This is a genomic window from Neolewinella marina, from assembly GCF_002631205.1.
Classification (GTDB): Bacteria; Bacteroidota; Bacteroidia; order Chitinophagales; family Saprospiraceae; genus Neolewinella; species Neolewinella marina.
Window position 1 is genome coordinate 259,336 of record NZ_PDLO01000003.1, and the last position, 25,959, is coordinate 285,294.

The 25,959-nt window shown below is 63.0% G+C and carries 25 protein-coding genes; 15 read left to right on the forward strand and 10 right to left on the reverse strand.

Going from position 1 to position 25,959, the window contains the following annotated elements; translation table 11 throughout:
- Window positions 1–90: 90 nt before the first annotated feature.
- The 4 genes from CGL56_RS09500 to ribH are packed head-to-tail and all read left to right on the forward strand — an operon-like array spanning window position 91 to window position 4,875.
- Window positions 91–2,424, forward strand: a complete 2,334-nt coding sequence (locus tag CGL56_RS09500) for an SPOR domain-containing protein (protein ID WP_167641567.1) — start codon at window positions 91–93, stop codon at window positions 2,422–2,424.
- 24 nt (window positions 2,425–2,448) lie between these two features.
- The gene (locus CGL56_RS09505; protein WP_099106302.1) at window positions 2,449–3,339 is read left to right on the forward strand and encodes an alpha/beta hydrolase; all 891 of its coding nucleotides are present in this window, start codon (window positions 2,449–2,451) and stop codon (window positions 3,337–3,339) included.
- On the forward strand, window positions 3,336–4,304 hold the full coding sequence (locus tag CGL56_RS09510; protein WP_099106303.1) for a pyridoxal-phosphate dependent enzyme: 969 nt from the start codon (window positions 3,336–3,338) through the stop codon (window positions 4,302–4,304). Before CGL56_RS09505 ends, CGL56_RS09510 begins: the two co-directional genes overlap by 4 nt.
- A gap of 49 nt (window positions 4,305–4,353) precedes the next feature.
- The gene (ribH, locus tag CGL56_RS09515) at window positions 4,354–4,875 is read left to right on the forward strand and encodes a 6,7-dimethyl-8-ribityllumazine synthase (RefSeq protein WP_099106304.1); all 522 of its coding nucleotides are present in this window, start codon (window positions 4,354–4,356) and stop codon (window positions 4,873–4,875) included.
- Here ribH and xseA read toward each other — a convergent pair.
- Window positions 4,872–6,098: an exodeoxyribonuclease VII large subunit gene (gene xseA, locus CGL56_RS09520; protein ID WP_099106305.1), complete on the reverse strand. Its 1,227-nt coding sequence runs from the start codon at window positions 6,096–6,098 to the stop codon at window positions 4,872–4,874. The two genes, ribH and xseA, sit on opposite strands and share 4 nt — an antisense overlap.
- Before the next feature lie 73 nt (window positions 6,099–6,171).
- Between xseA and rlmF the strand changes: the two genes are divergently transcribed.
- Window positions 6,172–7,032, forward strand: a complete 861-nt coding sequence (gene rlmF, locus CGL56_RS09525) for a 23S rRNA (adenine(1618)-N(6))-methyltransferase RlmF (protein ID WP_099106306.1) — start codon at window positions 6,172–6,174, stop codon at window positions 7,030–7,032.
- A gap of 26 nt (window positions 7,033–7,058) precedes the next feature.
- On the forward strand, window positions 7,059–7,961 hold the full coding sequence (locus CGL56_RS09530; protein WP_099106307.1) for a phytanoyl-CoA dioxygenase family protein: 903 nt from the start codon (window positions 7,059–7,061) through the stop codon (window positions 7,959–7,961).
- On the opposite strand, the gene CGL56_RS09535 is transcribed toward CGL56_RS09530, so the two are convergent.
- A complete protein-coding gene (locus CGL56_RS09535) occupies window positions 7,952–8,623 on the reverse strand; it encodes a YggS family pyridoxal phosphate-dependent enzyme (protein ID WP_099106308.1) in 672 nt (223 codons plus the stop codon). The genes CGL56_RS09530 and CGL56_RS09535 overlap by 10 nt on opposite strands.
- A gap of 185 nt (window positions 8,624–8,808) precedes the next feature.
- Here CGL56_RS09535 and CGL56_RS09540 point away from each other — a divergent pair, with 185 nt between their 5' ends.
- Window positions 8,809–8,997, forward strand: coding sequence for a hypothetical protein (locus CGL56_RS09540; RefSeq protein ID WP_099106309.1), 189 nt, complete (start codon window positions 8,809–8,811; stop codon window positions 8,995–8,997).
- Here the strand turns inward: CGL56_RS09540 and CGL56_RS09545 are convergent.
- On the reverse strand, window positions 8,990–9,571 hold the full coding sequence (locus tag CGL56_RS09545; protein WP_167641566.1) for an FKBP-type peptidyl-prolyl cis-trans isomerase: 582 nt from the start codon (window positions 9,569–9,571) through the stop codon (window positions 8,990–8,992). The two genes, CGL56_RS09540 and CGL56_RS09545, sit on opposite strands and share 8 nt — an antisense overlap.
- A gap of 71 nt (window positions 9,572–9,642) precedes the next feature.
- Window positions 9,643–10,236 carry a peptide-methionine (S)-S-oxide reductase MsrA gene (gene msrA / locus CGL56_RS09550; RefSeq protein ID WP_099106311.1) on the reverse strand — a complete coding sequence of 198 codons (594 nt, stop codon included), beginning with the start codon at window positions 10,234–10,236 and terminating at the stop codon, window positions 9,643–9,645.
- 101 nt (window positions 10,237–10,337) lie between these two features.
- On the opposite strand from msrA, the gene CGL56_RS09555 reads away from it, so the two are divergent.
- Both CGL56_RS09555 and argS read left to right on the forward strand, forming a co-directional pair.
- Complete coding sequence (locus CGL56_RS09555) at window positions 10,338–13,196, forward strand: Npt1/Npt2 family nucleotide transporter (protein WP_099106312.1); 2,859 nt, start codon at window positions 10,338–10,340, stop codon at window positions 13,194–13,196.
- Between the two features lie 20 nt (window positions 13,197–13,216).
- Entirely contained in the window at window positions 13,217–15,064 is a 1,848-nt protein-coding gene (argS, locus tag CGL56_RS09560; protein ID WP_099106313.1) for an arginine--tRNA ligase, read from the forward strand.
- A gap of 16 nt (window positions 15,065–15,080) precedes the next feature.
- On the opposite strand, the gene CGL56_RS09565 is transcribed toward argS, so the two are convergent.
- From CGL56_RS09565 to CGL56_RS09580, 4 genes are read right to left on the reverse strand one after another with little or no spacing between them, the layout of a single operon-like run.
- Entirely contained in the window at window positions 15,081–15,866 is a 786-nt protein-coding gene (locus tag CGL56_RS09565) for an Fpg/Nei family DNA glycosylase (protein WP_099106314.1), read from the reverse strand.
- A gap of 49 nt (window positions 15,867–15,915) precedes the next feature.
- A complete protein-coding gene (locus CGL56_RS09570) occupies window positions 15,916–16,842 on the reverse strand; it encodes a hypothetical protein (protein ID WP_143470673.1) in 927 nt (308 codons plus the stop codon).
- Window positions 16,818–17,243, reverse strand: a complete 426-nt coding sequence (locus CGL56_RS09575) for a UPF0158 family protein (protein WP_099106316.1) — start codon at window positions 17,241–17,243, stop codon at window positions 16,818–16,820. The genes CGL56_RS09570 and CGL56_RS09575 overlap by 25 nt, the downstream gene beginning before the upstream one ends.
- Window positions 17,240–18,247 carry an SMP-30/gluconolactonase/LRE family protein gene (locus CGL56_RS09580; protein ID WP_167641565.1) on the reverse strand — a complete coding sequence of 336 codons (1,008 nt, stop codon included), beginning with the start codon at window positions 18,245–18,247 and terminating at the stop codon, window positions 17,240–17,242. The genes CGL56_RS09575 and CGL56_RS09580 overlap by 4 nt, the downstream gene beginning before the upstream one ends.
- Window positions 18,248–18,421: 174 nt before the next feature.
- On the opposite strand from CGL56_RS09580, the gene CGL56_RS09585 reads away from it, so the two are divergent.
- Genes CGL56_RS09585 through CGL56_RS09600 form a run of 4 tightly spaced genes read left to right on the forward strand, consistent with a single transcriptional unit; the run spans window position 18,422 to window position 22,676 of the window.
- Complete coding sequence (locus CGL56_RS09585; protein ID WP_099106318.1) at window positions 18,422–19,183, forward strand: PPK2 family polyphosphate kinase; 762 nt, start codon at window positions 18,422–18,424, stop codon at window positions 19,181–19,183.
- Window positions 19,184–19,189: 6 nt separating this feature from the next.
- Window positions 19,190–20,470 (forward strand): peptidoglycan-binding domain-containing protein, encoded by a 1,281-nt coding sequence (locus tag CGL56_RS09590; RefSeq protein WP_099106319.1) that lies wholly within the window; start codon window positions 19,190–19,192, stop codon window positions 20,468–20,470.
- Window positions 20,471–20,489: 19 nt separating this feature from the next.
- Window positions 20,490–20,858 (forward strand): hypothetical protein, encoded by a 369-nt coding sequence (locus CGL56_RS09595; RefSeq protein ID WP_099106320.1) that lies wholly within the window; start codon window positions 20,490–20,492, stop codon window positions 20,856–20,858.
- Window positions 20,859–20,861: 3 nt separating this feature from the next.
- Window positions 20,862–22,676, forward strand: a complete 1,815-nt coding sequence (locus CGL56_RS09600) for a hypothetical protein (protein WP_099106321.1) — start codon at window positions 20,862–20,864, stop codon at window positions 22,674–22,676.
- A gap of 13 nt (window positions 22,677–22,689) precedes the next feature.
- Here CGL56_RS09600 and accD read toward each other — a convergent pair whose 3' ends face one another.
- Both accD and CGL56_RS09610 read right to left on the reverse strand, forming a co-directional pair.
- Entirely contained in the window at window positions 22,690–23,550 is an 861-nt protein-coding gene (gene accD, locus CGL56_RS09605) for an acetyl-CoA carboxylase, carboxyltransferase subunit beta (protein ID WP_099106322.1), read from the reverse strand.
- Window positions 23,551–23,572: 22 nt separating this feature from the next.
- Complete coding sequence (locus tag CGL56_RS09610; RefSeq protein WP_099106323.1) at window positions 23,573–24,019, reverse strand: DMT family transporter; 447 nt, start codon at window positions 24,017–24,019, stop codon at window positions 23,573–23,575.
- Between the two features lie 47 nt (window positions 24,020–24,066).
- Between CGL56_RS09610 and CGL56_RS09615 the strand changes: the two genes are divergently transcribed.
- Together CGL56_RS09615 and CGL56_RS09620 are read left to right on the forward strand one after the other, a co-directional pair.
- Complete coding sequence (locus CGL56_RS09615) at window positions 24,067–24,564, forward strand: hypothetical protein (RefSeq protein ID WP_099106324.1); 498 nt, start codon at window positions 24,067–24,069, stop codon at window positions 24,562–24,564.
- Window positions 24,565–24,654: 90 nt separating this feature from the next.
- The gene (locus tag CGL56_RS09620) at window positions 24,655–25,959 is read left to right on the forward strand and encodes a dicarboxylate/amino acid:cation symporter (RefSeq protein WP_099106325.1); all 1,305 of its coding nucleotides are present in this window, start codon (window positions 24,655–24,657) and stop codon (window positions 25,957–25,959) included.

The window sequence follows — 25,959 nt, forward strand, 5'->3', positions numbered from 1 at the left end:
CCCTGCGGTGCAGTACGGGTTCGGGTTAGCGGAAGGGGCACCGCCGCCGCAGGGAAATTACCTATGTTTGGGGCGACCTATATTCCCGTCATGAACCACGTATTCAAGACCCTGCTCTTCCTCCTTCCGACGCTGGCCGCCGTGCCGCTTGCGGCCCAGTTCCGCAGCGAGATGCGCACCGCCGACAAGCAGCTGGAGCTCCACGCCTATAACCTGGCGATCGAGAGCTACCGCCGCGCCCTGGACTACCGCTCCGACGATGTGGAAGCCCTCTCCCGCCTCGGCCACGCCCACCGGATGCTGAACCAGCTCGATACCGCCCGGATGTACTACGAACGGGCTATGGCCGACCGCCGCGTCGATGCCGAAACCCTGCTGGGCTACGCCCAGACCCTCCGGGGACTGGGGGAGTACGCCCAGGCCGAACCCCTCTTCGCGGCCTACGCCCGGGAAACGGACCCCACGGTGGGTAACCATTACGTGACCAGTACCCGGTTTGCCCAGCAACAACGGAACGAGCACGCGGGCTTCCAGGCCGAGCGAATGTCGATCAACAGCCTGGCCGCCGACTTCGGGGCCAGCGTGCCCCAGCCGGGCCGGCTGGTATTCAATTCCGGTCGGGCGGACGAGGACTTCGACGGTATGGCCGGGAACCGCCCCTACGTGGCCAACCTGGCGGCGGACGGCACGGCCTCCGACCCGGTGCCCCTGAGCTTTGGCTACCGCATTGAGAACGGATTCATTGGTCCGGTGAGCTACAGCCCCGACGGACGCACCGTGCTGTTCAGCCGGAACAATTTTACCCCCGGTACCCGCATGGTGCCCGAAGCCGGCATCACCCTTACCCTGATGGTCGCCGACGTCAACCCCGAGGGGAGATGGACCAACGTGCGGCCCCTGCCGTTCAACGGAAACGACTTCAGTACCGGCTACGGCACCTTTGCCGCCAACGACGATCGCACGATCTACTTCGCCAGCGACCGCCCCGGTGGTTACGGAGGATACGACATCTACCGGGCCTCCTTCGATGGCCGCGGCTGGGACGCCGTGCCCGAAAACGTAGGTCCCGCCGTCAATTCTCGCGGAAACGAAATCACGCCCTTCTTCGATGGCAACAGCCTGTTCTTTTCCAGCGACTGGCACCACGGCCTCGGCGGCTACGACGTGTTCCGGGCGGCCATGGAAGGGCGGCGCCCCACCACCCTTTACCACATGGGGGCAGCCGTGAACAGCAGCCGCGACGACCTGGGCTTCCTCTTTGATCCGACCGCCCAGACGGGCTACGTCACCAGCAACCGCCCGGCGGGAATGGCCTCGTCCGAAGACCTGTACTACATCAGCCCGGCCACCGGCGCTACCGAGAACCGCCCGGCCGGAGCCGATAATGGTCCAGTCACTTCCGTCCCGGAGGGAGTTTCCGCCGACGACCCCGTGCCGTTCGGGGCGGTCCGCGGATACGTAACCGACATCCAGACCAATCTTCCCATCGCCGACGCTACCGTAGTCATCACCCGCCGCAGCGATTCGACGTCAACCACCCTCACCACCGACGTCAACGGGGCTTACTACACTTCGGTGCAGCCGTACACCACCTACGACGTATCCGTTGATGCCTTCGGCTATGCGCCCATGAACTTTCCGGTGACCACCGGTGGCGGACAGCAGTCCGACGCTTTCGGAAATATCCTGCTGCTGCCCGGTGCCGCCGGCGGAACCGTTAGCCATCCGGCTCCCACGGTGGGCAACGAACGTCCGGCTCCCACGGCCGCCAACGATCGCCCCGCGGCCCCTGCTCCCGCTCCCCGGCCCGTCGTCACCGAGCCTACCGGCGGTGGTGGCCCCCCGGCTCCTGCGACCTACGACCGGCCGGCGGCCACCCCCGCCCCGGGATTTGCCGTCCAGATCGCCAGCGTGAGCAACCGCCCCAACCTCCAGCAGTTCGAGAACCTGTCGACCTTTGGCCGGGTATACCTCCAGGAGGCCGACGGCCGCTTCAAGGTCCGCCTGGGCGGCTACGCCGACCGGGAAGCGGCCCAGGGTGCCGCCCAGCGTGCCCGCGACCTTGGCTACGCGGGAAGCTTTGTAGTGACGGAAGAAGGAGCTCCGGCCGCGCGGCCTTCCCCTGCGGCCCCGGCACCCGCCTCCGGGACACCGGCACCTCCCCCGGCACCGGCTCCGGCCGCCACCCAGGCTGCCTTCCGGGTACAACTCGGAGCCTTCGGCAAACCGGAAAACTTCGACCGGGAACGCGCGGCAACCCTCGGCACCCTGCGGACGGAAAAGCGGGGTGAACTGACGGTCTTCTTCATCGATGACCTCACGAGCGCGGACCAGGCCCGGAGCGTGCGCGACCGCGCCCTGGAAATGGGCTACCCCGGTGCCTACGCCCTGCAGTTGACCGATACGGGCTACCGCAAATTGTAATCCATTACCCGCCAATCCCCCGAAATGCGCCTCCTGCTGCCCTTGCTGTTCTTCGCTGCCGTACTCACCGGCCAGGATCAGGTGTTTCCGGTGTACACGGGTCCCATTCCCTGCGCAAACGATCGCCCGCTGGGCAGCCGGAACGAAGCCGGCATCGGGCGCATCCTCACCGACGTAAGCGAGCCGGAGCTCCACTATTTCGCCCCGATACCCCGCTCGGGTCGGGCCGATGCCGTGATGATCATCCCCGGTGGCGGGTACGCCATTGAGGCGTGGGACCTTGAGGGAACGGACATCGCGCGCTACCTCAGCCACGCGGGGTACCACGCCTTTGTCCTCAGCCACCGCCTGCCCGCCCGGGCCGAGCCGGAGTGCCGCTCCGAAGTGGCCCTGAATGATGCCCAGACTGGCTTGCTGCGCATTCGGGGCCTGGCCGATAGCCTCGGCTTCGCCACGGACCAGGTAGGGGTGATGGGCTTTTCGGCCGGTGGCCACCTGGCGGGTTCCGCCTCGGTCCACCCGCGGGAAGAAGGGGGTGTGAGCAGCCGTCCCGCCTTCAGTATCCTGGTGTACCCGGTCACCCTGATGGACGCGGACCGCCGCGGCCACGCCGGCAGCCAGGCCAACCTGCTCGGACCGGAGGAAGATGCCGACCTGCGGGAATATTTTCACCTTCCTGCTCAGGTGGATTCCCTTACCCCGCCCACCTTGCTCATTCATGCCTCCGACGACAAGGCGGTCCCTCCCCGCAATTCGCTGGAATATTATGCTGCCCTGCAATCCCACGGGGTAGCGGCCGACCTGAGAATTTACGCCACGGGCGGCCACGGATTCGGGGCGGCGCGCGAACGGGAAACCCCGGTCAGGGGCTGGTTGGAGGAAGTAACCAAATGGCTCTCCGCCCACTACAAATGATTGAACTTCCCCCCCTGCACAGCGCGCCTAACCAGGCTGAACTGCTGGTTACCCACGAGGCCATCCACCCCTTCGTGCACCGCACCCCGGTGCTGACGAACCGGAGCATCGACCAGCTGGCGGGTGCCCGGCTGTACTTCAAGTGTGAAAACTTCCAGCGCATCGGGGCCTTCAAGATGCGGGGCGGCGCCTCGGCGGCCCTGCGGTTCAGCCCCCGGGAGCGGGAGCGCGGACTGGCCACCCACAGCAGCGGCAACCACGCCCAGGCCGTGGCCAAGGCCGCCCAGATTCTCGGGGTGCCGGCCTATATCGTCATGCCCCACGATGCCCCCCGGGTGAAGGTCGCCGCGGTGGAGGGGTACGGTGCCCACATCACCTACTGTAACAACACCCCCCGCGAGCGGCAGGCAGCCCTGGAGGAGGTGATCGCCGAGCGCGGCGCGGCCTTCATTCACCCCTACGACGATTACGGGGTCATTGCCGGACAGGCCACGGCAGCCCTGGAGCTCATTGAGGACACCGAGGCGGTACTCGACTATATCGTGGCCCCGGTTGGCGGTGGCGGACTGCTGGCGGGAACGGCCCTGTCCGCCCGCTACTTCAGCGTACAGGCGGAGGTGATCGGCGCGGAACCCGAAGCCGTCGACGATGCCCTCCGCAGCCTGCGCAGCGGCCGCATCGAGGAGAACGAAACCAATCAGACGGTGGCGGACGGACTGCGCACCAACCTCGGAGAACGGAATTTCCCCATCATCCGCGATTACGTAAAGGACATCTTCACGGTCTCCGAGGCGGAGATCATCGCGGCCATGCGCATGATCTGGGAGCGGATGAAGATCATCGTCGAGCCCAGCTGCGCCGTACCATTAGCCGCTATCCTGCGGCATCCGGAAACCTTCCAGGGGCGGCACGTAGGCATCATCCTCACCGGGGGCAACGTCGACGTGGACCGCCTGCCTTTCTGAGGCGCGGTGGCTTCCCCCGCCCGCAGTATCTTGGGCGCAAAATAAAGCCATGGCTTCCGCCCAGAAAAACCTCAGCAGTTACGACGATTCCTCCTTGCCCGACGCCGCGCCGATGACCTTCGGTATCGTGGTAGCGGACTGGAACGCCGACATTACCCACGAGCTCTACCGGGGCTGCTACGACACCCTGGTCAAGCACGGCGCCAAGGAGGAAAACATCCACACCGTCCAGGTGCCGGGAACCTTTGAGTTGCCGGCCGCCGGTCGCATCCTTGCCGCCCGGGAAAAGCCCGACGTGGTGGTCTGCCTGGGTTGCGTCATCAAGGGGGAAACCAAGCACGACGAATACATCAACAACGCCGTCAGCCAGGGGCTCGTCAACCTGAGCATCACCACCGGCAAACCCTTCATTTTCGGGGTGCTCACTCCGAATGACCACCAGCAGGCCCTCGACCGGGCCGGCGGCAAGCACGGCAACAAGGGCGTCGAGGCGGCCGTCACGGCCATCCGCATGGCGGAGCTTTACCGCAGCAGCAAGGGAGGATCCAAATCTATCGGCTTCGGGAATTAATCCTTCTTCAGACGGAGTTTTCCGTCGCGGAGCCTGACTTCCACTTCGCCGGCCTTCACCTGTTGGGGGTCGGTCAGTATGCTGCCTGCCTGGCTCACGAGGGCGTATCCCCGCGCCAGGGTGGTCTCGGGGCGAAGTGCATCGAGTAGGGCCGTTTGCTTGTCCAGCAGGTCGTTGGCCCGGTCGAGCTGGTGGCTCACCGCAACCAGCAGTTCCCTTTCCCGGGCGTCGGTGCGCAGGTGCCCGGCTTCCAGTAAGGCCGTGGCGCTTTGTCGCACGGCGGAGGCCCGCCGGTTCAGCATGGTGTCCTCCTCGTGCAACCTTGCGGTGGAGGTGGCAGCGATACGCCGTCCCAATCCCAGCAGGGTAGCTTCCGTTTGGGCGAGCCGGTCGATCAGGTAGGCCGCGACGGCCGTCGGGGTCTTTAGGCTGCGGTGGACCACCCGGTCCATCACCGTGGCGTCGATTTCGTGACCGATGCCCGCCACCACCGGCAGGGGAGCGTCGGCCACCGCCCGGCACAGCCGCTCATCGTCGAAGGCCGCCAGGTCGGTCTTGCCGCCGCCGCCGCGGACGATGACGATCAGGTCGTATTCGCCACTGCGCCGCCCGATCTGTCGCAGGCGGGTCGTGATCTCCTCGGTGGTCTGTACTCCCTGCATCGCCGCGGCGTACAGGTCGGTCGTAAAAGCATAACCGAAGACGTTTTCGGCGAGCTGACGCCGGAAGTCGGACCATCCCGCCGCCGTATCCGCGCTGATCACCGCCAGTCGCTGGGGGGCTACGGGCAGGGGCCGTTGTGCGTTCCGGTCCAGCAGACCGTCGCGGCTCAGGGCCTCCAGCGTCGCTTGCCGTCGGCGTTCCAGGCTGCCGAGGGTATGTTCCGGGTCGAGGTCCTCCACGATGAGCTTCAGTCCGTAGCGTTCGTGGAAAGAGGCGCTGACCCGCAGCCGCACCGACATCCCCTCCTGCAGCAGTCCGCGGAGGAGGCGCAGTCCGTGGGCCTTTTCCAGTTGCTTACGGGTGGAGGACCAGATCACCCCCTCGAGCTGGGCCACGATGGCCTCTTCCCCTTCCCCTTTTTCCACCAGGGTGAGCCAGGTATGGCCGCGCGATTCCTGCACCTGGGCCAGCTCGGCCGCCACCCACACCGGTTCGGGCAGGTTGAGGGCGAATACCCTACGGATAAAGGTAGCCAGCTGGGACAGGGGCATCGTTTCCATGGGCGCAAGGTAGCCCGACCTCCGCGGATTTCTGCTGCGGACGACTACCTTTGCCCCCCGATACACCCGGCGTATGCACCCCCGAAACCGATACCGTGGCAAGCACGACTTTACGGAACTCTGCCGGCTGGAACCCGGCCTGAAGCAATATCTGTTTACGAACCCCGTGGGCAAGTTGAGCCTGGATTTTTCCCGGAACGAAGCCCTGCGACTGCTCAATCGGGTGTTGCTGCTGCGGGATTACGGATTGCAGCACTGGGACCTGCCGGACGGCCACCTGGTGCCTCCACTGCCGGGTCGGCTGGATTATATCCATACCATTGCCGACCTGCTGCCCAAGGCCCAACGGGTACTGGACATCGGTACCGGGGCCAGTGTGATCTACCCCATCCTGGGGGTGGGAGAGTACGGCTGGTCATTCGTGGGGTCGGAGGTAAATCCGGACAGCGTACGGGTGGCCCGGGCCATCGTCAAGTTCAACCCCAAGCTGCGCCGGCACATCGAGATCCGCCAGCAGGAGGAGTCGGCCTTCATCTTTCGGGGCATCATCCAGCCGGAGGACTACTTCCACCTTACCCTCTGCAATCCTCCCTTCTACGCCGACCGGGAATCCGCCGAACGGGCGGGGGAAAAAAAGTGGCGGAAACTGGGGCGGACCGACGGCGGACTGTCGTTCGGCGGGGCGGATTCGGAGTTGTGGACGCCGGGGGGAGAGATGGCGTTCCTGCGGCGCATGATCCGGGAAAGCCAGGACTTCAGCCGGCAGGTGGGGTGGTTTACGACCCTGGTCTCCAAGAAGGGCTACCTGCGCTCCGCCCGCCAATTGCTGGATGCCCTGGAGGGAGTCACGGTGCGCGTCCTGTCCATGGAGCAGGGCAACAAGAAAAGCCGGGTCCTGGCCTGGACCTTTACCGATCCGAGTTCCGCCGGCTAGCTATATTCGGTGCAAATGCCACCGCCATGTCCCAGCGTGATCTATCCCAGTACGCCGCCCCGATCAGCGACCTGTTCCCACCCCTCAGCGCCGAGGAGGCCTGGGAGCGGTACGCGCTTTCGAATGAACAGGTTGACTTTTTCCACGAGCACGGCTACCTGAGCAAGGTAAAGTTGCTGGAGGAAGAGGAGGTTGGGCGGTTGCGGGAAGAACTGGAGGCCCTCGTGCAGCCCGACCACCCCGGAAACCACCTCTTTTACGAATACCACAGCAACGAAAGCGGAGATCCAGATGCGGTCCTCTTTCACAGCCTGGGGCACTGGCGCATTACGCCAGGCTTTCACGATGTACTCTGGAACCCGCGGTTTCTGGTGGCTGCCTCCCAGTTGCTAGGCAACCGGGCGGTGCGCTTCTGGCACGACCAGTTGTTCTGCAAGCCCGCCCGCCACGGGGGAGTGGTCGCCTGGCACCAGGATTACAGCTACTGGACCCGCACGGGCCCGATTCAGCACCTGACCTGCTGGACGGCCCTGGACGATGCTACGCCGGAGAATGGCTGCCTGCAGTACGTCCCCGGTTCACACCGCTGGAAATTGCTGGACAAGACCACCCTGGCCAACGATATGGAAGGCCTTTACGCCCAGCTGGACGCCGAACAGCGGCGGGCGTTCGATCAGCGGGTGGCCGTGGAATTACCGGCGGGGTACGCCACCTTTCACCATCCGCTACTGGTCCACGGTTCCTACCACAACCGTTCGGAGCGGGCGCGGCGGGCTTTCGTACTTAATGTATTTGCGGATGGCACCCGCAGCAACGTCACCGAAGAGCTCCTAAAGGGCGTGCCGGTGGTGCCGAAGGGGGAGAGAATGGAGGGGCGGTTCTTTCCGCTGTTGTTTACGCCACCCGCCGGGGCGCAGGCTCAGTCGTAGTTGCGTTCGCCGAGCAGCCGGCTGCCGATGCGGACCAGGGTACTTCCCTGCTGGAGGGCGACCTCGTAGTCGCCGGACATGCCCATGCTGATCTCCGAAAAGGTGGGCTCGTCGAGGAAGAACTCCTCCTTGACGGAAGAGTAGATTTCGTGGAGGGTGCGGAATTCCTGGGCTACCTGCTCTTTGTCGTCGGTGTAGGTGGCCATGCCCATCACGCCGACGATGCGGACGTGCTTGAGCGGCTGCTCACGGATGGATTCCAGCAGCTGGCGGCCCGATTCCACGGTGAGGCCGTATTTGCTCTCTTCCTCCGCGATGTGGTACTGCAGGAGCACGTCCACCCGGCGGTCGCTGGCCCGCTTGTCGATCTCCCGCAGGAGGCGGAGGCTGTCTCCGGAATGTATCAGGGAAACCAGGGGCAAGACGTTCTTGACCTTGTTGCGCTGGAGGTGGCCGATGAAGTGCCAGTTGATGTCTTTGGGCAGCTGGGGGTGTTTCTCTTCCAGCTCGGAGACGCGGTTTTCACCGAAGTCGCGGTGGCCCAGCTCGTAGAGCTCCCTGATCACTTCCACGGGATGGGTCTTGGTCACTACCACCAGTCGGGCACCGGCGGCGGCCACTTCCCGGCTCAGGGTGCTGTAGGCGTCGGAAAGGGTGGGCATGGTTTCTGATAGCTTTTTTAACGTAGGATGTTCGCTGGGTGGATGCCGGTCCCTGCCAAAAGGGTACCGTTCCGTAAAGGAGACCTTAAATCGGTCCTAAAATGGGGGGGTGGGGAGGGGTTAAGTATATGAGGCTGACTAAATTAGGCGTTACCAACTTACCAGGACATCAACGATACCAAACCATGAATTACCTCACGCTTAAGAATGACCGCAAACGCCGTCGCCAGGCTCGTACCGTAACCTTCGTCGTCACCACCTTGATGCTCGGCGCCGCCGCCTACGGGATGGGCGCCACCCAGGAACTGGCTGAACTGTTTCAGCAGTGGATGGGCACCCAACCCGTGAGCGAGCCGGTCGCTTCGCTTATTTAACCTCGAAGAGCTCTACGTCGAAGATCAGCGTGGAGTAGGGGGGGATGGCGGGGGGAGAACCCTGCTCGCCGTATGCCAGGTCGAAGGGAATGTAGAAGCGGTACTTGGCTCCTTCCTTCATGAGCTGCAGGCCTTCGGTCCAGCCGCGGATCACCCGGTTCAGGGGGAATTCGATGGTCTGACCGCGCTCTACGGAGCTGTCGAATACGGTGCCGTCGACCAGCATACCGTGGTAGTGGACCTTAACCGTCTCCGTGGCGGAGGGGCTGGCACCCGTTCCTTCCTTGAGTACTTCGTACTGCAGGCCGGAGTCGGTAACTTTCACTTCGGGGCGCTTGGCGTTCTCGGCCAGGTAGGCATCGCCTTCCTTGCGGGCCTCGGCACCTGCGGCCGCCGCCGCCTTCTGCAAGTACTGCTGGATGTATTGGTTGGCCTGTTCGGGGGAAACGCTGCCCGAACCGCTCAGGCCGTCTTCAAATCCTTTGGCCAGACTGCTGGCGTCGATGCTGTCGAATCCCTGACTTTTCAGGTTCTGGCTCAGCACGATGCCGAGACTGTAACTGGTGGTATCCATATAGGATGAATGGTTTTGCGCCGCGAGTGCGGCGGTAAAAAGTAGTAATACAAGCGTAGTGGCCCAGGGTTTCATGCACGGGACTTTAATCGGTGGCTGTACTTTTTGCGGATCTTGCCCACCTTGGGGGTAATGACGAAGGTGCAGTAGCTGTTCCGGTCGCCCACCTTGCTGTAGTAATTCTGGTGGTAGTCTTCAGCGGGGTAGAAGCTCTGGAAGGGCCGCAGCTCGGTAACGGCGGGCTTGCCGTAGAGCTCGGGTACCAGCTCACTCATCTGCCGTTCGGCGGCTTCCTTCTGCGCCTGGTCGGTATAGAATACCGCGCTGCGGTACTGGGGGCCGATGTCGTTGCCCTGGCGGTTGGGGGTGGTGGGGTCGTGGGAGACAAAGAAGATTTCCAGAATTTCGTCGCGGCTGATCTCTTCCGGGTCGAACTCCAGCAGGACCACTTCCACGTGGTCGGTCTGCTTGGTGCACACCGCTTCGTAATTCGCCGTCTTGGCGTCGCCGCCGGCGTAACCGTTGATGACGCGCTGGACGCCCTGGATGTCCTGGAATACGGCTTCAACGCACCAGAAACAGCCGCCGCCAAGAACTATGGTTTCCTGGCGGTCGTTGTTGTCTACCTGGTTGAGGACTTCTCCAAATTGCGGGGAGGTTGACATTTTATAGAGTTATCTTGTTAGGAAAGGGGAGGGCGGTGCAGTTCTCGCGTGTCCTGAGTTAAGATTGTACACCTGGCCCACGAGGGAATTAACGTCTCCGTATGCAGCAAGTTTTGAGCAAGCTATTTCGTGCCCGCCCGGGGGAGTGGGGGGCCGTGCTGTTGCTGCAGTTGCTCGTCTTTCTCATCATCTGTACCCTGCTGATCGTCAAGCCGACGGCCAGTGCCCTGTTTCTGTCCGAGTACGGGGCCATTGGCTTGCCCTACATTTTTCTTACTACGGCGGTATTGGCAGCCATCGTGAGTACCGGGTATTCCCTGGCTTTGCGGCATTATAGCCTGCTGCGGGTCAGTACGGTTTCCCTGCTGGTGTGCCTGGCGATACTGCTGGGGTGCGCGGGCTTCATGAAGATTCCACTGGCGCGGCCCACCGTTGCAGTGGTCCTTTATCTCTGGACCGCCATTTTCGGGGTGCTGGCAGCCTCCCAGTTCTGGATGATGGCGAGCTTCGTTTTTGACGTCCGTCAGGCAAAGCGGTTGTTCGGCCTCATCGGGGCGGGTGCCATAGCCGGTGGAATTGCCGGGGGATACATCACCTCCCTGCTGGCCCAGGAAATAGGGGCACGCAACCTTATCCTGATGGCGGCGGGCCTGCTGCTGCCGGCCCTGATCCTGACCACCGTGATCTGGCGGCGGTACGTGGCGCGCAAACAGAGCCTCATTAGCCGCAAACGCAAATCCGACACCGGGTACGAAGCCCCGCACCGTCTGATTCTGGCCAGCAAGCACCTACTCCTGCTCTGTGTGATCGTGGCCCTGAGCGTCACGGTGGCGAAACTGGTGGACTATCAGTTCAGCGTACTGGCGGCCGAGCGCTACGGCGACCAGGACCGGCTGGCGGGCTTCTTCGGTTTCTGGTATTCGACTTTCAACATCGTGGCCCTGGTCATTCAGCTCCTGTTCACTCACCGGGTAGTACAGGGCATGGGGGTTAGCGGGGCCCTGCTGTTCCTGCCAGTGGGCCTGGGCATCGGTGCGGTGGTGATGCTGGCCATGCCCGGACTGAACGCCGCCATCTTCAGTCGCTCGGTCGATGGCAGCCTGAAACAGAGCCTGAGCCGGGCAAGTATCGAGATGCTGTTCCTGCCGCTCGACGAAGAGACCAAGAAGCGGGTCAAGACCTACATCGATGTATTCGTAGACAGTCTCGCCGGCGGGGTGGGGGGCTTGCTGCTGATTCTCGTCACCCAGGTGCTCCACCTTTCGGCCCCGGCCATCAGTTGGGTGATCCTGGCCCTGGTGGCCCTCTGGATGGGCAGCGTAGTGCTGATCCGGGAAGAGTACATCGAGGCGTTCCGCGCCCAGCTGTCCCACCTTAAACCCAAGGAACACCGCAACCGCCTGCGCAGTCACCACCGCAAGGTGATGGCCGGCTTCCTGCAGGTGCTGGAAGAAGGGCAGATGAGTACCCACGAAAAGCAGCTGCTCTACGTGCTGGAGCGTACCGATGACCTGAGTGGAAGTTCCTTCCGCGAGCCGATCCGCCGCCTGCTGGCCCACCCCTCGGGGAACGTCCGCTCCCGGGCCCTCCGCAGCCTGTACCTGCAACCCGGAACGGAGTTGCTGGACGAAGTAATGCCCCTGCTACGGGATCCGGAACGGCAGGTCAGGTCGGCAGCCTTTGACTACCTCTTCTCCCGGACTCACGCCGTAGAACGCTCCGTGCTGGAGCCCCTGCTCGATGACCCCAACCCGGACATCTCAGGTGCGGCACTGGTAAGCCTGGCGACCGAAACCGCCGGCAACGAGTTCAGCCAGAAGCAGTGGCGGGTGGGGCAGCGCCTGCGTCGCCGCATCCGTGAGCTGCGGGGTATGCCGGCCGCGGAGCGGCAGCGGTGGTATCCCTATCTGCTGCGGGCCTCGGGGCGGTCGAAGACCGCGACCGGACGGGCCTTTATCCAGCGGTGCCTGGTGTCGGAAAACGAGGATGTGCTGCGCTACGCGATCCTCGCGGCCGGCGAAAGCCAGCACGAAGACCTGATTGTCCCCTTGCTGCATCTGATCGTGCATCCCGGACAGCGGACCATGGCCATCAATGCCCTCGTGCAGTACCAGGGCGGCCTGCTGGGGGTGGTGCCCGACCTGGTGGCCAAGGGGGAGCTCTCCCTGGCGGAGGTCCGCCGCCTGCCTTCGGTCATTGAGAAAATCGACCGGCAGCAGTCGGTCGACCTGCTGTTCTCCCTTATCGAACGTTACTACCCCCACGACCTTCCCCTACGGATGGAGGTGCTCCGGGCACTGAATGCCTTCCGGCGCGACTTTCCCAAGCGGAATATGCCCGGCAAATTGATCTACCGCCTGGTCGTCTCCGAGGTAAGGACCTACGAATCCCAGCACGACCAGCTGATGCACCAGGAAATCCTGCTGCGCTATACTGAAAGCGAGGACGAACTGGCGTACCGGGAGGCCTACGCGAGCCTGCTGCGGCAGCGGATGCGGGGAACCTTCAACCGCCTCTTCCGCCTCCTCGGGCTGCGCTATCCGCCGGCCGACGTCATACCGGTCCATTTGGCCCTTAACGGCGATAACAGTGCGGTGCAGATCAGCGCCATTGAATTCCTGGATAACCTCCTGGAACTTTCCCTGAAACGGCTCATCATCCCCGTGCTCGACAAGCGGCAACGGCAGGTTTCCACGGCTGGAGAGAAGAAGTATGCCGGAAAGGAAGAGTTGGCCGAACTGCGGCGGCGGGAGTTCAAGTCCCTGCGCCGGGTGCTGCGCGGCCGCGACGACCGGCTGAAGATCGCCGCCCTGCGGCTGATCAGTTGCCTGCAGGACGTGCGCTACCTGCCGGTAGTGGAGTACTACGCCGGACTGACCGATATCTCACCTGCGGTGCGGGCCGTTGCCCAGGAAGCCCAGGAAGAGTTAAGGGTGAGTTTGAGTACGGTTGCGGTCTGATCATCTATCTTTGCGGCCATATGACCGCACTACCAGAACTGATCGAAACCGGGGTCCGCAACGGGCTCGAAACCCTGTATGGCGTGGATGCCTCCGGACAGGACATCACCCTCCAGTCGACCCGCAAGGAATTTGAGGGGGAGTATACCGTCGTGACCTTTCCCCTGACCCGCCTGGCCCGGAAAAAACCGGAGCAGATCGGCGAGGAACTCGGGCAGTACCTCCGCGACAACTTCGCGGAAATCAAGGACTACAACGTCATCAAGGGGTTCCTGAACCTGGTCATCGACGACGCGGTGTGGACCCGCTTCCTGCTGGAGCAAGCGGGAGAACCCGGTTTTGGCCGCTCTCCGGACCGTGGTGAGCGGGTGGTGGTGGAATTCGCCAGTCCGAATACGAACAAGCCCCTTCACCTGGGGCACGTGCGCAACATCCTCCTCGGGTGGGCCACCAGCCAGTTGCTCGACGCCGCCGGCTTTGACGTCAAGACCGTACAGATTATCAACGACCGGGGGATTGCGATCTGCAAATCCATGCTGGCCTGGGAGCGCTTCGGCAAGGGAGCTACCCCGAAATCGACCGGTGTCAAACCTGATCACTTCGTGGGGGAGTACTATGTGCTCTTTGAAACCCGCTTCCAGGAAGAGTACCGCGCCTGGCAGCAGTCGGAAGACGCCCAGGTAATCTACGAGGACCGCAAGAAAAAGGAACTTTCGGAGAAGGAATTCTGGAAGTCCTACAAGAACACCTACTTCAACACCCACAGCGAACTGGGCGCCGCCGCCAAGGAAATGCTGCTGAAGTGGGAAGACGGCGACGTGGAAACCGTAGCCCTCTGGAACCGGATGAACGGCTGGGTATACGAAGGCTTCGACGAAACCTACGAGCGGATGGGAGTCCGCTTCGACAAGCTCTACTACGAGTCCCAGACTTACCTGCTGGGCAAGGATATGGTGGACGCGGGCCTGGACAAGGGGGTGTTCTACCGCAAGGAGGACGGATCGGTCTTCGTCGACCTCACCGACGCCAAACTCGACCAGAAAGCCCTGCTGCGGGCCGACGGCACCAGCCTCTACATCACCCAGGACCTCGGTACCGCCCGCCTGCGGTACGACGACTTCGGCGCTACCCGGATGGTGTACACCGTAGCCGATGAGCAGAACTACCACTTCCAGGTCCTCTTCGAGATCCTCAAGCGGCTGGAAGAACCCTACGCCGACGGGCTTTACCACCTGAGCTACGGCATGGTCGACCTGCCCAGCGGCCGCATGAAGAGCCGGGAAGGCACCGTCGTAGACGCCGACGACCTCATGGACGAAGTCATCCAGGAAGCCTACCAGTCGAGCCTGGAGCGGGAATCCACCAGCGACCTGAGCGAGGAGGAGCGCCGCGAGATCATCCGCAAAGTGGGCATGGCAGCCCTCAAGTTCCAGATCATCAAGGTGGGCCCCCAGAAGCGAATGGTGTTCGACCCCAAGGAAAGCGTCGACCTTCAAGGACAGACCGGCCCCTACGTGCAGAATGCCTTCGTACGGACCCGCGCCGTGTGGCGGAAGGCCGGCTCCCCGGACCTGTCCGCGGCGGCAGGTTACACCGCGCTGGAGCCTACGGAGCGAGAGCTCATCAGCCAGCTGTACAGCTACCCGACGCTGCTGCGGGACGCGGCCGAGAATTACGACCCCTCCCTGGTGGCGATGTACTGCTACGAACTGGCCAAGAACCTCCACAAGTTCTGGCACGACGTCAGCATCCTGAACGCCGGTTCCGAAGCGGCCACGGCCTTCCGCCTGCGGTTGTGCCAGTCCGTGGGCAACGTACTGGAATCGGGCATGGGCATCCTCGGCATTGAAATGCCTGAGCGGATGTAAACCCCACGGGAAGTAGTTAGTGCTGGTAGCCTTCTACGTAGTAGGTGGTGCGGCCAGCCACTTTGGTCACCTTTACTTCACCCACCCCCCCGGGGCCGGGTTTGCCTTCCTCCCGCCACACGTGCCAGAACCAGTCGTCGGGGTAGTCCTTGTAGTAGGGGGCGTTCTCGGTGCCGTATTTCATTACGGCAATGGTCTCGGCGTGAATGTCCGTCAGCTGCTCCTCGGAGAGGTCGCAGGCGCGGGCGGCGGGGTGGATGCGGGTGCGGTAGCAGATTTCATCGGCGTACAGGTTGCCCACCCCCGCCAGGATGGATTGGTTGAGCAGCAGCCCCTTGATCGTGGCTTTCCTGCCCTTTACGGCGTCGAGCCAGTCTTCCAGGCTCAGGTTGAGGGCGTCGGGGCCCAGGTTTATTTCTTGGATGTAGGCGTCGCGATCGTGGAGGTAGAGGATGCGGGCAAACTTGCGGGGATCGTCGAAGCCCAGCACGTTGCCGTCGGTGAACCGGAGGGCAAACCGTTCAAACTTCCCCCGGTCGGCGGCCTCCTGGTAGAGGTTCAGGTCGCCCGTCATGCCAAAGTGCAGCAGCAGGGCGTGGCCATTATCCAAATTCGCAAAGAGGTATTTGCCCCGGCGCAGGCTGCCCAGGATGGTGCGCCCCGTAAGGGCATCGGCGAAGGCCGGGCCGGACAGGTTGCGGAGGATCTGGCCGTCGTGGACGGTCACTTCGGCGATCGTCTGTCCCGTAGCGGCGGCGTCGAAGTACAGTTTGAAGTTGTGGACTTCCGGCAGTTCGGGCATGGAGGCAGGGCTTTGCTACCGTAACGGAGCAAGGCCCGGGTGGTTGCGGCTAGCCCAGGCCGAAGGGGCGGCTTTCCAGCAGGTAATAGCCGCGGTCGCTGCCGCCGAATTTGGCGAAAAAGTCCCTTACCCCCGGCAATTCGGATCCTTCGAAATCAAAGATGGCGCCCGGGGTGCCGGCGCGCTGCCGCATCACCTGGGCCAGTAAGCGGCTGGTTCCCCTTCTTTTGCGGCCGCGTTCCGTGGTGACGGTAGCCAGGTTGATGGTCCGGCGGCCGAAGCAGGGAAAAAAGCCGGCGGCGAGCAGTTCGCCTTCTTCCCGCAACTGGTAGCATTGGCCGAATTCATGCTGACGTGCCGCAAGGATCAGGGTATGCAGGGCGGTGAGGTCACTTTCCCGCAGGCCGGCCCGGCCGGCCAGGTGGCGGCGGCTCAGGTCTACAAATTCATCTGCTTCCAGAGGCTGCAGTTGATCGCGGGCGGCCGTCTGCCGCAGAAAGGCCTGGAGTTTGCGGGGAAATCCGGAAACGATCTGCGCCCATTCCCCCGAAAGGTCGAGTTCGTAATTGGTGCGCTTCCGGCAGCGGAAACGGGACGAGATTTCTTCCGCAGGGATACTCGCTATAAGGGGAAGGGAAACCTGGAAGCGAAAGGGAATGGCCTGTAACAAGGCCGCGATATCGCCCGGGCGGGGACGACCGAAGGGCCCCAGTTGTTGGGTATAGGGCGGTCGGATGATGACGGGCAGGAACCCGAAGCGGCGCAGGGCGGGAAGTGGCAGCACGAGGCGGTAATCGTCGACCACCAGGCCCTCCCAGCGGCCGGCGGTGGCCACGTCGAGCCAGTGGCTCAGGCCGTAGGGGAAGTTGGCGGGACTGTCGCGCACGGCGGCGTTCCACCGGGGGAGGTCAATGTCAGGGCGGGACAGCCGCCGGATTTGTGGTTTGCCGCTCAATCCTTCGATTCGGCGAGGCACTGCTGCACGTACTCGGTGTAGCGCTCCTGACGGAATTGCCGCCACCGCTCGTAGTTCTTGGGGAACCGCCGCAGTTCGGTCTTGAAATTCATGAAGGGATTGGGCCGCTTCAGGGCGTAGGTCAGGGCCTGCCAGAGTTCCTGGTTGCGGACGCGGTCGGTGAAGGCCGACATGATCTTGATGGCGTCGGCGGCGGGCATGCGCTCGATGTGGACGTAGGCGTCGGGGTCGGTGCTGACGTCCTGCATGATGGCTTCGAAGACCTCCGGATCGGCCCGGACGTTGCGCTCCGGGTCGTCGGCGATCAGCATGCGGCCGTGTTCGCGGTGCACGTAGACTTCCATGCCACGGCGAATGGCCGTTGCCGCTTCGTTGATGTCGTGGTCGTTGAGTGAAATCATAGGGGATTAAGTTTTACGCGCAGAAGGCGGTTGTCGTTCGTAAGGTAAAGCCAGTCTTCGGCCGGCGACAGGCAAACGTTGGACACTGGCCCTTCGCTGCGGATTTTGCTCAGTACCGTCCCGTCGGGGCGAACCACCCAGACGCCCCCGGGCGCGGTGGCAAAGACGGTGCCGTCGGCGGCCACGGCCAGTCCGTCGGGGTAACCGGGCTCCTTGCCGGCGAGTTCGGTACCGTCGATGAGGATGCGGGGCTCACCCAGGGTGAAGTCCTCGGCCAGGGGGGTGGCGGTCACTACCGCGCGGGCGCCATCGGAGTTGGCGATGTAAAGGGTGCGGCCATCCGGACTGAGTCCGATACCGTTAGGGCGGGAGTATTCCTTCGTCAGCAGGGTCACCTGACCGCGGGGGTCTACGCGGTAGACTCCGTTGAAACCCATTTCCCCGGCCTCTCCCTTGGGCAGTCCGTAGGGCGGGTCGGTGAAGAGAATGGACCCGTCGGCGGCTACCACCAGGTCGTTGGGACTGTTGAAACGCTTGCCATCGTAGCGATCGGCCACGGTGGAATAGGTCGGTTCGGGGCCGGCGAGCGGAGCATCCATGCGCGCAATGCGGCGCGCGCCGTGCTGGGCCAGCAGCAGCCGTCCCTCGGGATCCAGCGCCAGGCCATTGCTGCCGGGCTCGTTGCTGTAGTCGTTGGCGGCGGCACCTGAGTTGTTGAGCCATACCTCGCTGCCGCTTCCGGTCCAGCTGAGGATGTGGTTGTTCGGCACGTCGCTGCAGACGACGGTTCCGTCGGGCAGTACCAGGGGGCCTTCCGACCATTCCATGCCGGCGAAGAGCTCCTCGGCAACCACTTCGGGACCAAACCAGCGCCGGGTGGCGGATTCGTCCAGGGCTTCCAGGCGAACGGGTAGGGCATCCACCGCGGGGGCAGCTTCGGGCGCGGGGGTGGACCGGCATCCAACTAACACTAGCAAAAGCCCCAGGGGCAGCAGTCTGGTCATGGCCGCAAAATTAGGAAAAATATGGCCGCCCGGCGGGTGATAGTGGGTACGGAGGGAGGGTTCGCCCGCGGTATCGTACTTTCCTGTTCGTTGGCCATTCCCGGTTGCCCTGGCACCCGCGCTCCGGCGCCTCATCCCTTTCAAAAACCTAAACTTCTCAACCCCACCAGCTGCATGACCCGAATCGACCTGAGCACCATATCCACCCGCGCCCCCGAAGACCTGGACCGCGACGAAGCCGAACGACAAACCAGGGAGCGCTCCAGCCGCATCAGTGAACTGCACCGGCAGCTGGTCGCCGAGAAGGAACACGCCGTACTCGTGGTGCTGCAGGGCATGGATGCCAGTGGGAAAGACGGCGCGCTGAGGAACGTATTCGGCGATTGCGCGCCTTACGGGCTGCGGGCGGTCAACTTTCGCAAGCCGACGGAGGAGGAGTTTGATCACGATTTTCTCTGGCGGGTCCACAAGGAAGTGCCCGCTCAGGGGGAAATGGTCATCTTCAACCGCAGCCACTACGAGGACGTGCTCATCCAGCGGGTCCACGGCTGGATCACGGAGGAGCAGGTCGACCGCCGGATAGCCAGCATTAACGCCTTTGAAAAGCTGCTGCAGTACGACAACAACACCCTCATCCTCAAATTCTACCTCCACCTCAGCGAGGAACAGCAGCGGGAGGAGCTGATGGAGCGGGTGGTCGAACCCGAAAAGCACTACAAGCACAGCGACGCCGACTGGCGCGAGCGGGAACACTGGGACGAATACCGCGCGGCCTACGAAGACGTCATCGCCCGCAGCGAGGTCCCCTGGCACATCATCCCGGTTGACCAGCGCTGGTACCGCAATTACCTCATGACCGACATCGTGCTGCAGGCCCTGGAAGGACTGGAAATGAAGTGGCCGGAGCTGGTAACCAACAGGACCTGGAAAGTATAAAGCCGTATGGAAAAGGTACTGCGGCTGGGGCGGGTGGATGCGGACGTGGCAATGACCGCGGGTGAGAAGGAGGAGTTCCTGCGCCTGTACCACCATCCCCATGGCTTTGCCCGGGGCGAGATCCGCTTCCGCGACGATAGCCGCAACCGTTGGTGGCCCTGGGAACAACTGCCCGGCCAGCGCATTCGGGCGCTCACCCAACTGTTGCAGTCCGCTGGCTTCATGCCCTACGCGGCTCACGGGGGTATTTTCGGGTACGTCACCCAGGCGGCGGTGCGGCTCTTTCAGGAGTACGTCCGGACGATCGCCAGCCCGGAACGCCACGGCCGTCGCGATCCGGCTTCCTGGCCCGACGGGGTAGTGGGCAGTGACACCCGCTTCTACCTTGACCAGTGGGAGCGTGAAGGCCTTCGGTGCCGGTGGTCACTGGGTGAAACCCGCCCCGACCACCAGCGGTGGATGAACTGGTTGGCAACGGCGGCGCGGCACTTCCGTGACCATCCAACTCCCACGATGCAGCAACTGGCGGCCTCGGCACGCCGTGGCGATACCCTGCTGCCCGCCGAGTGGGAATTCGACCCCGCAGCTCCCCAACTGATCGGCATCCGCTTCCGGGCGGAGGAGGCTTTCCCCCAGGGCGGCCGCCGACCGCCGGACGATCTTTTTGTGTTGCTGATCCGCGGGATGACCTTCTTTTTCTGGGGTTCCACCGATTCCAATCCGCGGGAGGGCCGCGAGGGCTACCTGACCGAAGGGCAGCACCATTACCGCTTCAACTGGCACAACATCAGCCAGGGGCGCCGGGAACGTATTTATAAGGCCGCCCGGCCGGCCGGCGCGGGGGTGATGGTGATTCGCGACGTCCACGGCGACAATGCCCTCACGGACCGCAATCGCCGGGACGGCCTTGACCCCAACCCCAATCCCACCTTCAATATCCATTGGAGTGGATTGGGCATAAGCAACTGGAGTGCAGGCTGCCAGGTCATCAGCGGTAAAAACTACATTAATGATGCGGGGGAGCTCATCAGCTGCACCCACTACGCCGCCCGCAATGACCGGGAACGGGGGCAGAAGCGCAGCCCGGACGGTCCGCGACTGACGATGGGGGCCTATACCGTGCTCAGCGACCTGCTGTTGTGCTACACCCCCCAGGCCGCCCCCGGTGAAAAGCCGACCTTCCGCTACAGCCTGTTCCGGGAGGAGGATGTAGCCGACATTCCGGGGCTGGACACTGAAGAACTGCGGAAAAAGCTGCACCTTATGCGTACCGAGGAATTCTACTAACTCCCTGAACCCCACACCCATGCCAGAGAACAAATCATTCGGTGATTTCATCCACGATATGACGAGCCTGGACGTTGTCACCCTGACGGGCAACCTTACCATTCGCGTAAACGATCTCCAGGATGCGCAAGAAGGCAATCCCCTGAAGCTCAGCCGCATCATGCAGCAGCTGGAAGGCAATCTCCTCAAGAAGGACGCCACGGTTTCCGCCCTTGCCGCCACCCACGTATCGATCGACAAGGATACGGTCACCTTCGTGAAGGAAAACCTCTCGCCGGAGGAGGCCGTCTACCTCGACTTCCACAACGAAACGGTGAAGGCGGCCGGCATTGCCCGGGCGGCCATGGCCGACGGCATCGCCAAGCTCCTGCTGGGCAGCAAACGGTAGGGGGTGAATACCGCAACGCTCGTCGACGTATGCCGCGACCTGCAGGCGGGAAACTTGAGTCCCCGGGTAGGGGAGGAGGCCGAGCGGATCGTAGCCGAGACCATGACCGCCCGCTACGCCATGCCCTTCCCCGCTACCGTTCCCGCTACTTTCCTGCGCACTGCTCAACCTTCGCGTACCCGCCGCGGGCAATGGCACGAACTGGTGCAGCACCTGACCGACCTGGCCTACCTCACGCCGGCGGACTTTCAGGCGTGGCACCGGGCACGCGCCGCCGGGGAAGATCCGCCACGGGAATTGCTGGGGAAGGTCACGGTAGCGGCGGGCGCCTTCGTAGGGGAAGACGATTATCCCGGCTTTCGCAACTTTCGCAGCCTGCCGGCCGGAGGCCTGGCGGAGCGACTGGACTGGCTGGAGGAATACCTGGTTCCGGTGGTGCACCGACTGGCCCGATACACTTCTTTCGACGGGGATACCGAAGTGAGGGAAGGGTACCGTATCGGCGAAACCTCCGCCTACGGCCGCTCCCTGTCCTTCCGGATGCGGGTCTACTTTTACCATTTTCAGCAGGGGTACACCAACCGCCGACCGTCTTACTTCACGCGGGAGCAGTTGCCGTTGCTTTACCAACTCGATAACTCCCTGGGCGGCCACTACCGGGAATATCTGCCGGGCCGCGACGCGGTTCACCTGCACCGTACCTTCCACGAACTCCTGCTCGACGGCCCCCGGCTGTTCGATGCCTTCCGGCGGGCCAACCGCTTCTTGCCCGAGGCAGCGGGCCGGTATTTCCTGCAGTACACCCTGCCGCAGGGTGGGGGTACCGGTGACGCCTGGACGGACCGGGAGGAAAGACTTGCGCGCCGGGCCGAACGACGGGTGAAGGGCAATGAATTACATCAGGACACCGGCGCCAATCACCTGGGCATCCGGCTGTTGCAGCTCGCCCTGTGGAGGGCTGGTTTCTATACGGGGGTGCTGGACGGAGCCTTCGGGATCCTGAGTCACCGGGCGGTCCTGGCCCTGGTGGCCCAGGAGCGGGAACACGGAGAGTGGAAGGACCGTCGGCTGGATCGGGTAATCGTGCGCACGGCCGAAACCGGTAGCTGGCTGGTCGACCTGAAGCTGGTGGGGCGACTGCTGGACGCCTACGCTCCGCCGCCGCCCCCGGAAGCGGAAGCGGAGGAGAACCGAATTTGGGAGGCCGTGAGAGAAAGCGGAATGGAAGACAAGCTTGATGCCGAATTCGCCGAACGACAACGGGAGGTAAGCCCCATCTACGGGGAGCCCGAGCGCCACCCCTTTCGACGGGCGTACTACGGCCTGCGCAGTTTGCTACGCGGGGCCTTTCGGGCGGTAAGGCGGGTGATCGCCTGGATCGCCGGCACCATTGAAACCCTGCTTGGGGCCGTGTTCGACTTCGTAAAGGCGGTGGCCAAGCGGCTGCAGGAAGGCATTGGCATGTTCTTTACCGGTTTTCGCTACTTCGGGCATTTCCTGTTGGGGCGGCCGTTCGTCTCCCTGGGGGCTGTGGCAGGGGAGGGCGGCGCACCGCTGCTACTGACCCGGTACCGGCTGGATTTTGACGTCGTGAACCTGATGGATGCCTCGGTAAGCCACGACGACCTGGGGCGCCACCAGCGGTATATCGGACGGATGCTGGAAGGGGCGGCCTATTTTCTGGAAGCGGTCACCACGGTGATCCGCCTGATTGCCAGTCTGCAACCGCCCCTGGGGTGGCTACGGCTAGGCATCTTCGTGGCACGGCGGGTCCGCGACTTCCTGCGCGGGGAGCAGGAGCCGGACTTGGTCGTCTGAACCCGGAAGTCGGTTAGGTCTGGGGTGCCTTGGCGGATTCGAAGAGGTGCAGCAGGTCGCCCATGCGATCCACCAGCTCACTGCGGTCGACGATGAAGTCGAGGAAGCCGTGCTCGAGGAGGAACTCCGAGGTCTGGAATCCTTCGGGCAGTTCCTTCTTGATCGTTTCCTTCACGACGCGGGGGCCGGCGAAGGCGATGAGGGCTTCGGGTTCCGCCAGGTTGATGTCGCCGAGCATGGCGTAGCTGGCCGTCACGCCACCCGTGGTGGGGTCGGTCATGAGGCTGAAGTAGGGCACGCCCTCCTTGGCCAGCTGGCTGAGCTTGGCGCTGGTCTTGGCCATTTGCATCAGGCTGAAGGCGGCTTCCATCATGCGGGCACCACCGGTCTTGCTGATGATCAGCAGGGGGGTGCGGGTTTTGCGGGCCTCATCGATGGCGAAAGCGATCTTTTCGCCGACGACGCTGCCCATGCTGCCGCCGATGAAACCGAAGTCCATACAGGCCACCAGCAGGGGGCGGCGGTTGAGTTTGCCGCGGGCTACCCGGATGGCGTCGTTCAGTCCGGTTTTTTTCTTGGCGGCCTTCAGCCGGTCCTTATAGCTTTTGAGGTCCTTGAACTGCAGTACGTCCACGGCCTCCATGTCGGCTTCGTACTCCTCGAAATTGCCGTCAAACAATAAATCGAAGTACTCCTGGGAGCCGATGCGCTCGTGGTAATTGCAGCTCGGGCACTTGTAGAAGTTCTCGCGCAGCTCCTTGCGGGTTACCGTTTCGCTGCACCGTGGGCACTTGTACCACAGGCCTTCCGGGGCTTCTTTCTTGTTACGCGTGGCGGTCTGAATACCGTCCTTGAGTCTTTTGAACCATCCCATAGGCGGCAAAGGTACAGCAAGCTTAATTACTGCGCAGCAACACCACCCCGCCAATAATGGCCGCGATGCCCAGAATGCGCAGCCAGTTCACCGATTGGGGGGGGATGCCCAGCAGGCCGTAATGGTCGATCACCAGGCTGAATACCATCTGCCCGGCTACGGTCAGACCAATGGTCAGGGCCACCCCCAGCCGGGGCGCCAGCACGATGATGGCGTATACATAAAAGCCACCCAGCACGCCGCCGAGCCAGTAAAACCAGGGCAAGTCGAACGCACGCCGTACATTACCCAGAGGTACGCCGGCCACCAGGCAGTAGGCCAGCAGGGCAATGCCTCCCGTAACAAAGGAAATCAGGGCACCGTATACGGGGCTGTTGACGGCCTTGCCCATTCCGCTGTTGAGCCCGGCCTGTACCGCCAGCATAGCACCCGCGACGACCGCCATCAAAAAAAGGAGTAATTGCTGCATGGCTAGGGTGGGACTATGTATGTTTGTCGCCCCCAAAGTAGAAAGTTATGCTGAGAGAGTTCAACAACCTGACCGACGAAGAGCAACAGCTGATGTTCGACGCCATCCCCCTGATCGTAATCCTGGTGGGTGCCGCCGACAATGACCTTGATGAAGTTGAGCTGACCGAGGCCCAGCGCCTGGCCGACATCCGTACCTACAACACCCGCGGCCGCCTCAGCGCCTACTACGAAAAGATCGACAAAGGCCTCTCGGCCCGCATCCAGCAGCTGTACAACGGCATGCAAAACGGCATCGAGCAGCGGGAGAAGTTCATTGTCAAGGAACTGAGCAAGCTGAACGATATCCTGCCCAAACTGCGGGAACCCTACGGCTACCTCTACTACCACAACTTCCGCACCTTCGCCCGCCACATCGCCGAAGCCCACGGCGGTTTCCTGCGCTTCATTACCGTGGGCCCGAAGGAAGCCAAGGTCATGGAACTGCCCATGATCAAGCCCATCCCCAAGCCACCGGAAGACGAGTACCCCAACCTGCTGGGATAACCCGGTTGGGCCGGCCGAGAAAGGTGGTAGTTTGGCCGTATGGGGCGGCGTAAGGTATTTTCGGCCCCGTCCCTAACCAACTACCCCCTCATGAAGAAGCTGGCCCTGCATTGGCAAATACTCATCGGCATGGCGCTTGGCGTCGGCTTTGGCGTATTGGCCGCCTCCCTGGGTTGGGAGGAATTTGTCGGCGACTGGATCAAGCCCTTCGGCACGATTTTCATCAATAGCCTGAAGCTGATTGCCATCCCCCTGATCGTTGCCTCCCTCATCAAGGGAATCACCGACCTCAAGGACATCAGCAAGCTCAGCTCCATGGGCGTGCGCACCATCGGGCTATACGTACTCACTACCGTCGTAGCCATCGTGGTGGGCCTCGGTATCGTCAACCTGGTGGGACCGGGCAAGGGTCTGGACCAGACTACCCGAGATAACCTGCTGAACGATTTTGCCGCGGACGCGGGTTCCAGGATAACCGATGCCTCCAAACAGGCGGATGCCGGCCCCCTCCAGGCGCTGGTCGACATCGTGCCCGACAACATCATCGGCGCCGCCAGCGACAACGGCAATATGCTCCAGGTGATCTTTTTTGTCATCTTCTTCGCCGTCGGGCTCATCCTCATCGATCCCAAGAAGGCCCAGCCGGTAAAGGACTTCTTCGACGGCGTCAACGAAGTCGTCCTCAAGCTGATCGACCTGATCATGCTCGCCGCCCCCGTCGGCGTCTTTGCCCTGCTGGCCAGTCTGGTGGTGGAGGCCCCGAGCAAGGATCTCTTCATTGCCTTGCTGATGTACAGTGCCTCGGTACTGGCCGGACTGGCCTTCATGGTCTTCGGGGTCTACCCCATGCTGGTCAAGGTATTCACCGGGGTGAGCTACGGCAGGTTTTTTGAGGGCATCAGCCCGGCGCAGTTGCTGGCCTTCAGTACAAGTTCCAGTGCGGCCACCCTGCCGGTGACCATGGAAAGGGTAGAGGAGCATTTGGGGGTCGACGAGGAGGTTACCTCCTTCGTATTGCCGATCGGGGCGACGATCAACATGGACGGTACCAGCCTCTACCAGGCCGTAGCGGCGGTATTCATTGCCCAGGCCTACGGCATCGAGCTGGGACTCGGCGCCCAGTTGACGATCATTACTACCGCCCTGGCGGCCAGCATCGGCTCGGCCGCCGTTCCCGGTGCCGGGATGGTGATGCTGGTGATCGTACTGGCGCAGGCCGGTATTCCCGAGGTGGGACTGGCCCTGATCTTTGCGGTGGACCGCCCCCTGGACATGTGCCGGACGGTAGCCAACGTAACGGGTGATGCCACCGTAGCCATGCTGGTGGCCAAGTCAGTCGACAAGCTGGGTGAGCCCCAGGAGCGCAAGCTGGACGATCATTACGTCGAGGTCTAG

Coding starts and splice junctions, on each gene's coding strand:
- CGL56_RS09500 (WP_167641567.1), top strand. CDS start 91: ATGAACCACGTATTCAAGACCCTGCTCTTCCTCCTTCCGACGCTGGCC.
- CGL56_RS09615 (WP_099106324.1), top strand. CDS start 24,067: ATGCTGAGAGAGTTCAACAACCTGACCGACGAAGAGCAACAGCTGATG.
- CGL56_RS09545 (WP_167641566.1), bottom strand. CDS start 9,571: ATGGATACCACCAGTTACAGTCTCGGCATCGTGCTGAGCCAGAACCTG.
- CGL56_RS09580 (WP_167641565.1), bottom strand. CDS start 18,247: ATGACCAGACTGCTGCCCCTGGGGCTTTTGCTAGTGTTAGTTGGATGC.
- CGL56_RS09575 (WP_099106316.1), bottom strand. CDS start 17,243: ATGATTTCACTCAACGACCACGACATCAACGAAGCGGCAACGGCCATT.
- CGL56_RS09590 (WP_099106319.1), top strand. CDS start 19,190: ATGGAAAAGGTACTGCGGCTGGGGCGGGTGGATGCGGACGTGGCAATG.
- accD (WP_099106322.1), bottom strand. CDS start 23,550: ATGGGATGGTTCAAAAGACTCAAGGACGGTATTCAGACCGCCACGCGT.
- CGL56_RS09620 (WP_099106325.1), top strand. CDS start 24,655: ATGAAGAAGCTGGCCCTGCATTGGCAAATACTCATCGGCATGGCGCTT.
- CGL56_RS09555 (WP_099106312.1), top strand. CDS start 10,338: ATGCAGCAAGTTTTGAGCAAGCTATTTCGTGCCCGCCCGGGGGAGTGG.
- rlmF (WP_099106306.1), top strand. CDS start 6,172: ATGCACCCCCGAAACCGATACCGTGGCAAGCACGACTTTACGGAACTC.
- CGL56_RS09505 (WP_099106302.1), top strand. CDS start 2,449: ATGCGCCTCCTGCTGCCCTTGCTGTTCTTCGCTGCCGTACTCACCGGC.
- ribH (WP_099106304.1), top strand. CDS start 4,354: ATGGCTTCCGCCCAGAAAAACCTCAGCAGTTACGACGATTCCTCCTTG.
- CGL56_RS09565 (WP_099106314.1), bottom strand. CDS start 15,866: ATGCCCGAACTGCCGGAAGTCCACAACTTCAAACTGTACTTCGACGCC.
- msrA (WP_099106311.1), bottom strand. CDS start 10,236: ATGTCAACCTCCCCGCAATTTGGAGAAGTCCTCAACCAGGTAGACAAC.
- CGL56_RS09530 (WP_099106307.1), top strand. CDS start 7,059: ATGTCCCAGCGTGATCTATCCCAGTACGCCGCCCCGATCAGCGACCTG.
- CGL56_RS09595 (WP_099106320.1), top strand. CDS start 20,490: ATGCCAGAGAACAAATCATTCGGTGATTTCATCCACGATATGACGAGC.
- CGL56_RS09535 (WP_099106308.1), bottom strand. CDS start 8,623: ATGCCCACCCTTTCCGACGCCTACAGCACCCTGAGCCGGGAAGTGGCC.
- CGL56_RS09610 (WP_099106323.1), bottom strand. CDS start 24,019: ATGCAGCAATTACTCCTTTTTTTGATGGCGGTCGTCGCGGGTGCTATG.
- CGL56_RS09540 (WP_099106309.1), top strand. CDS start 8,809: ATGAATTACCTCACGCTTAAGAATGACCGCAAACGCCGTCGCCAGGCT.
- argS (WP_099106313.1), top strand. CDS start 13,217: ATGACCGCACTACCAGAACTGATCGAAACCGGGGTCCGCAACGGGCTC.
- xseA (WP_099106305.1), bottom strand. CDS start 6,098: ATGGAAACGATGCCCCTGTCCCAGCTGGCTACCTTTATCCGTAGGGTA.
- CGL56_RS09585 (WP_099106318.1), top strand. CDS start 18,422: ATGACCCGAATCGACCTGAGCACCATATCCACCCGCGCCCCCGAAGAC.
- CGL56_RS09510 (WP_099106303.1), top strand. CDS start 3,336: ATGATTGAACTTCCCCCCCTGCACAGCGCGCCTAACCAGGCTGAACTG.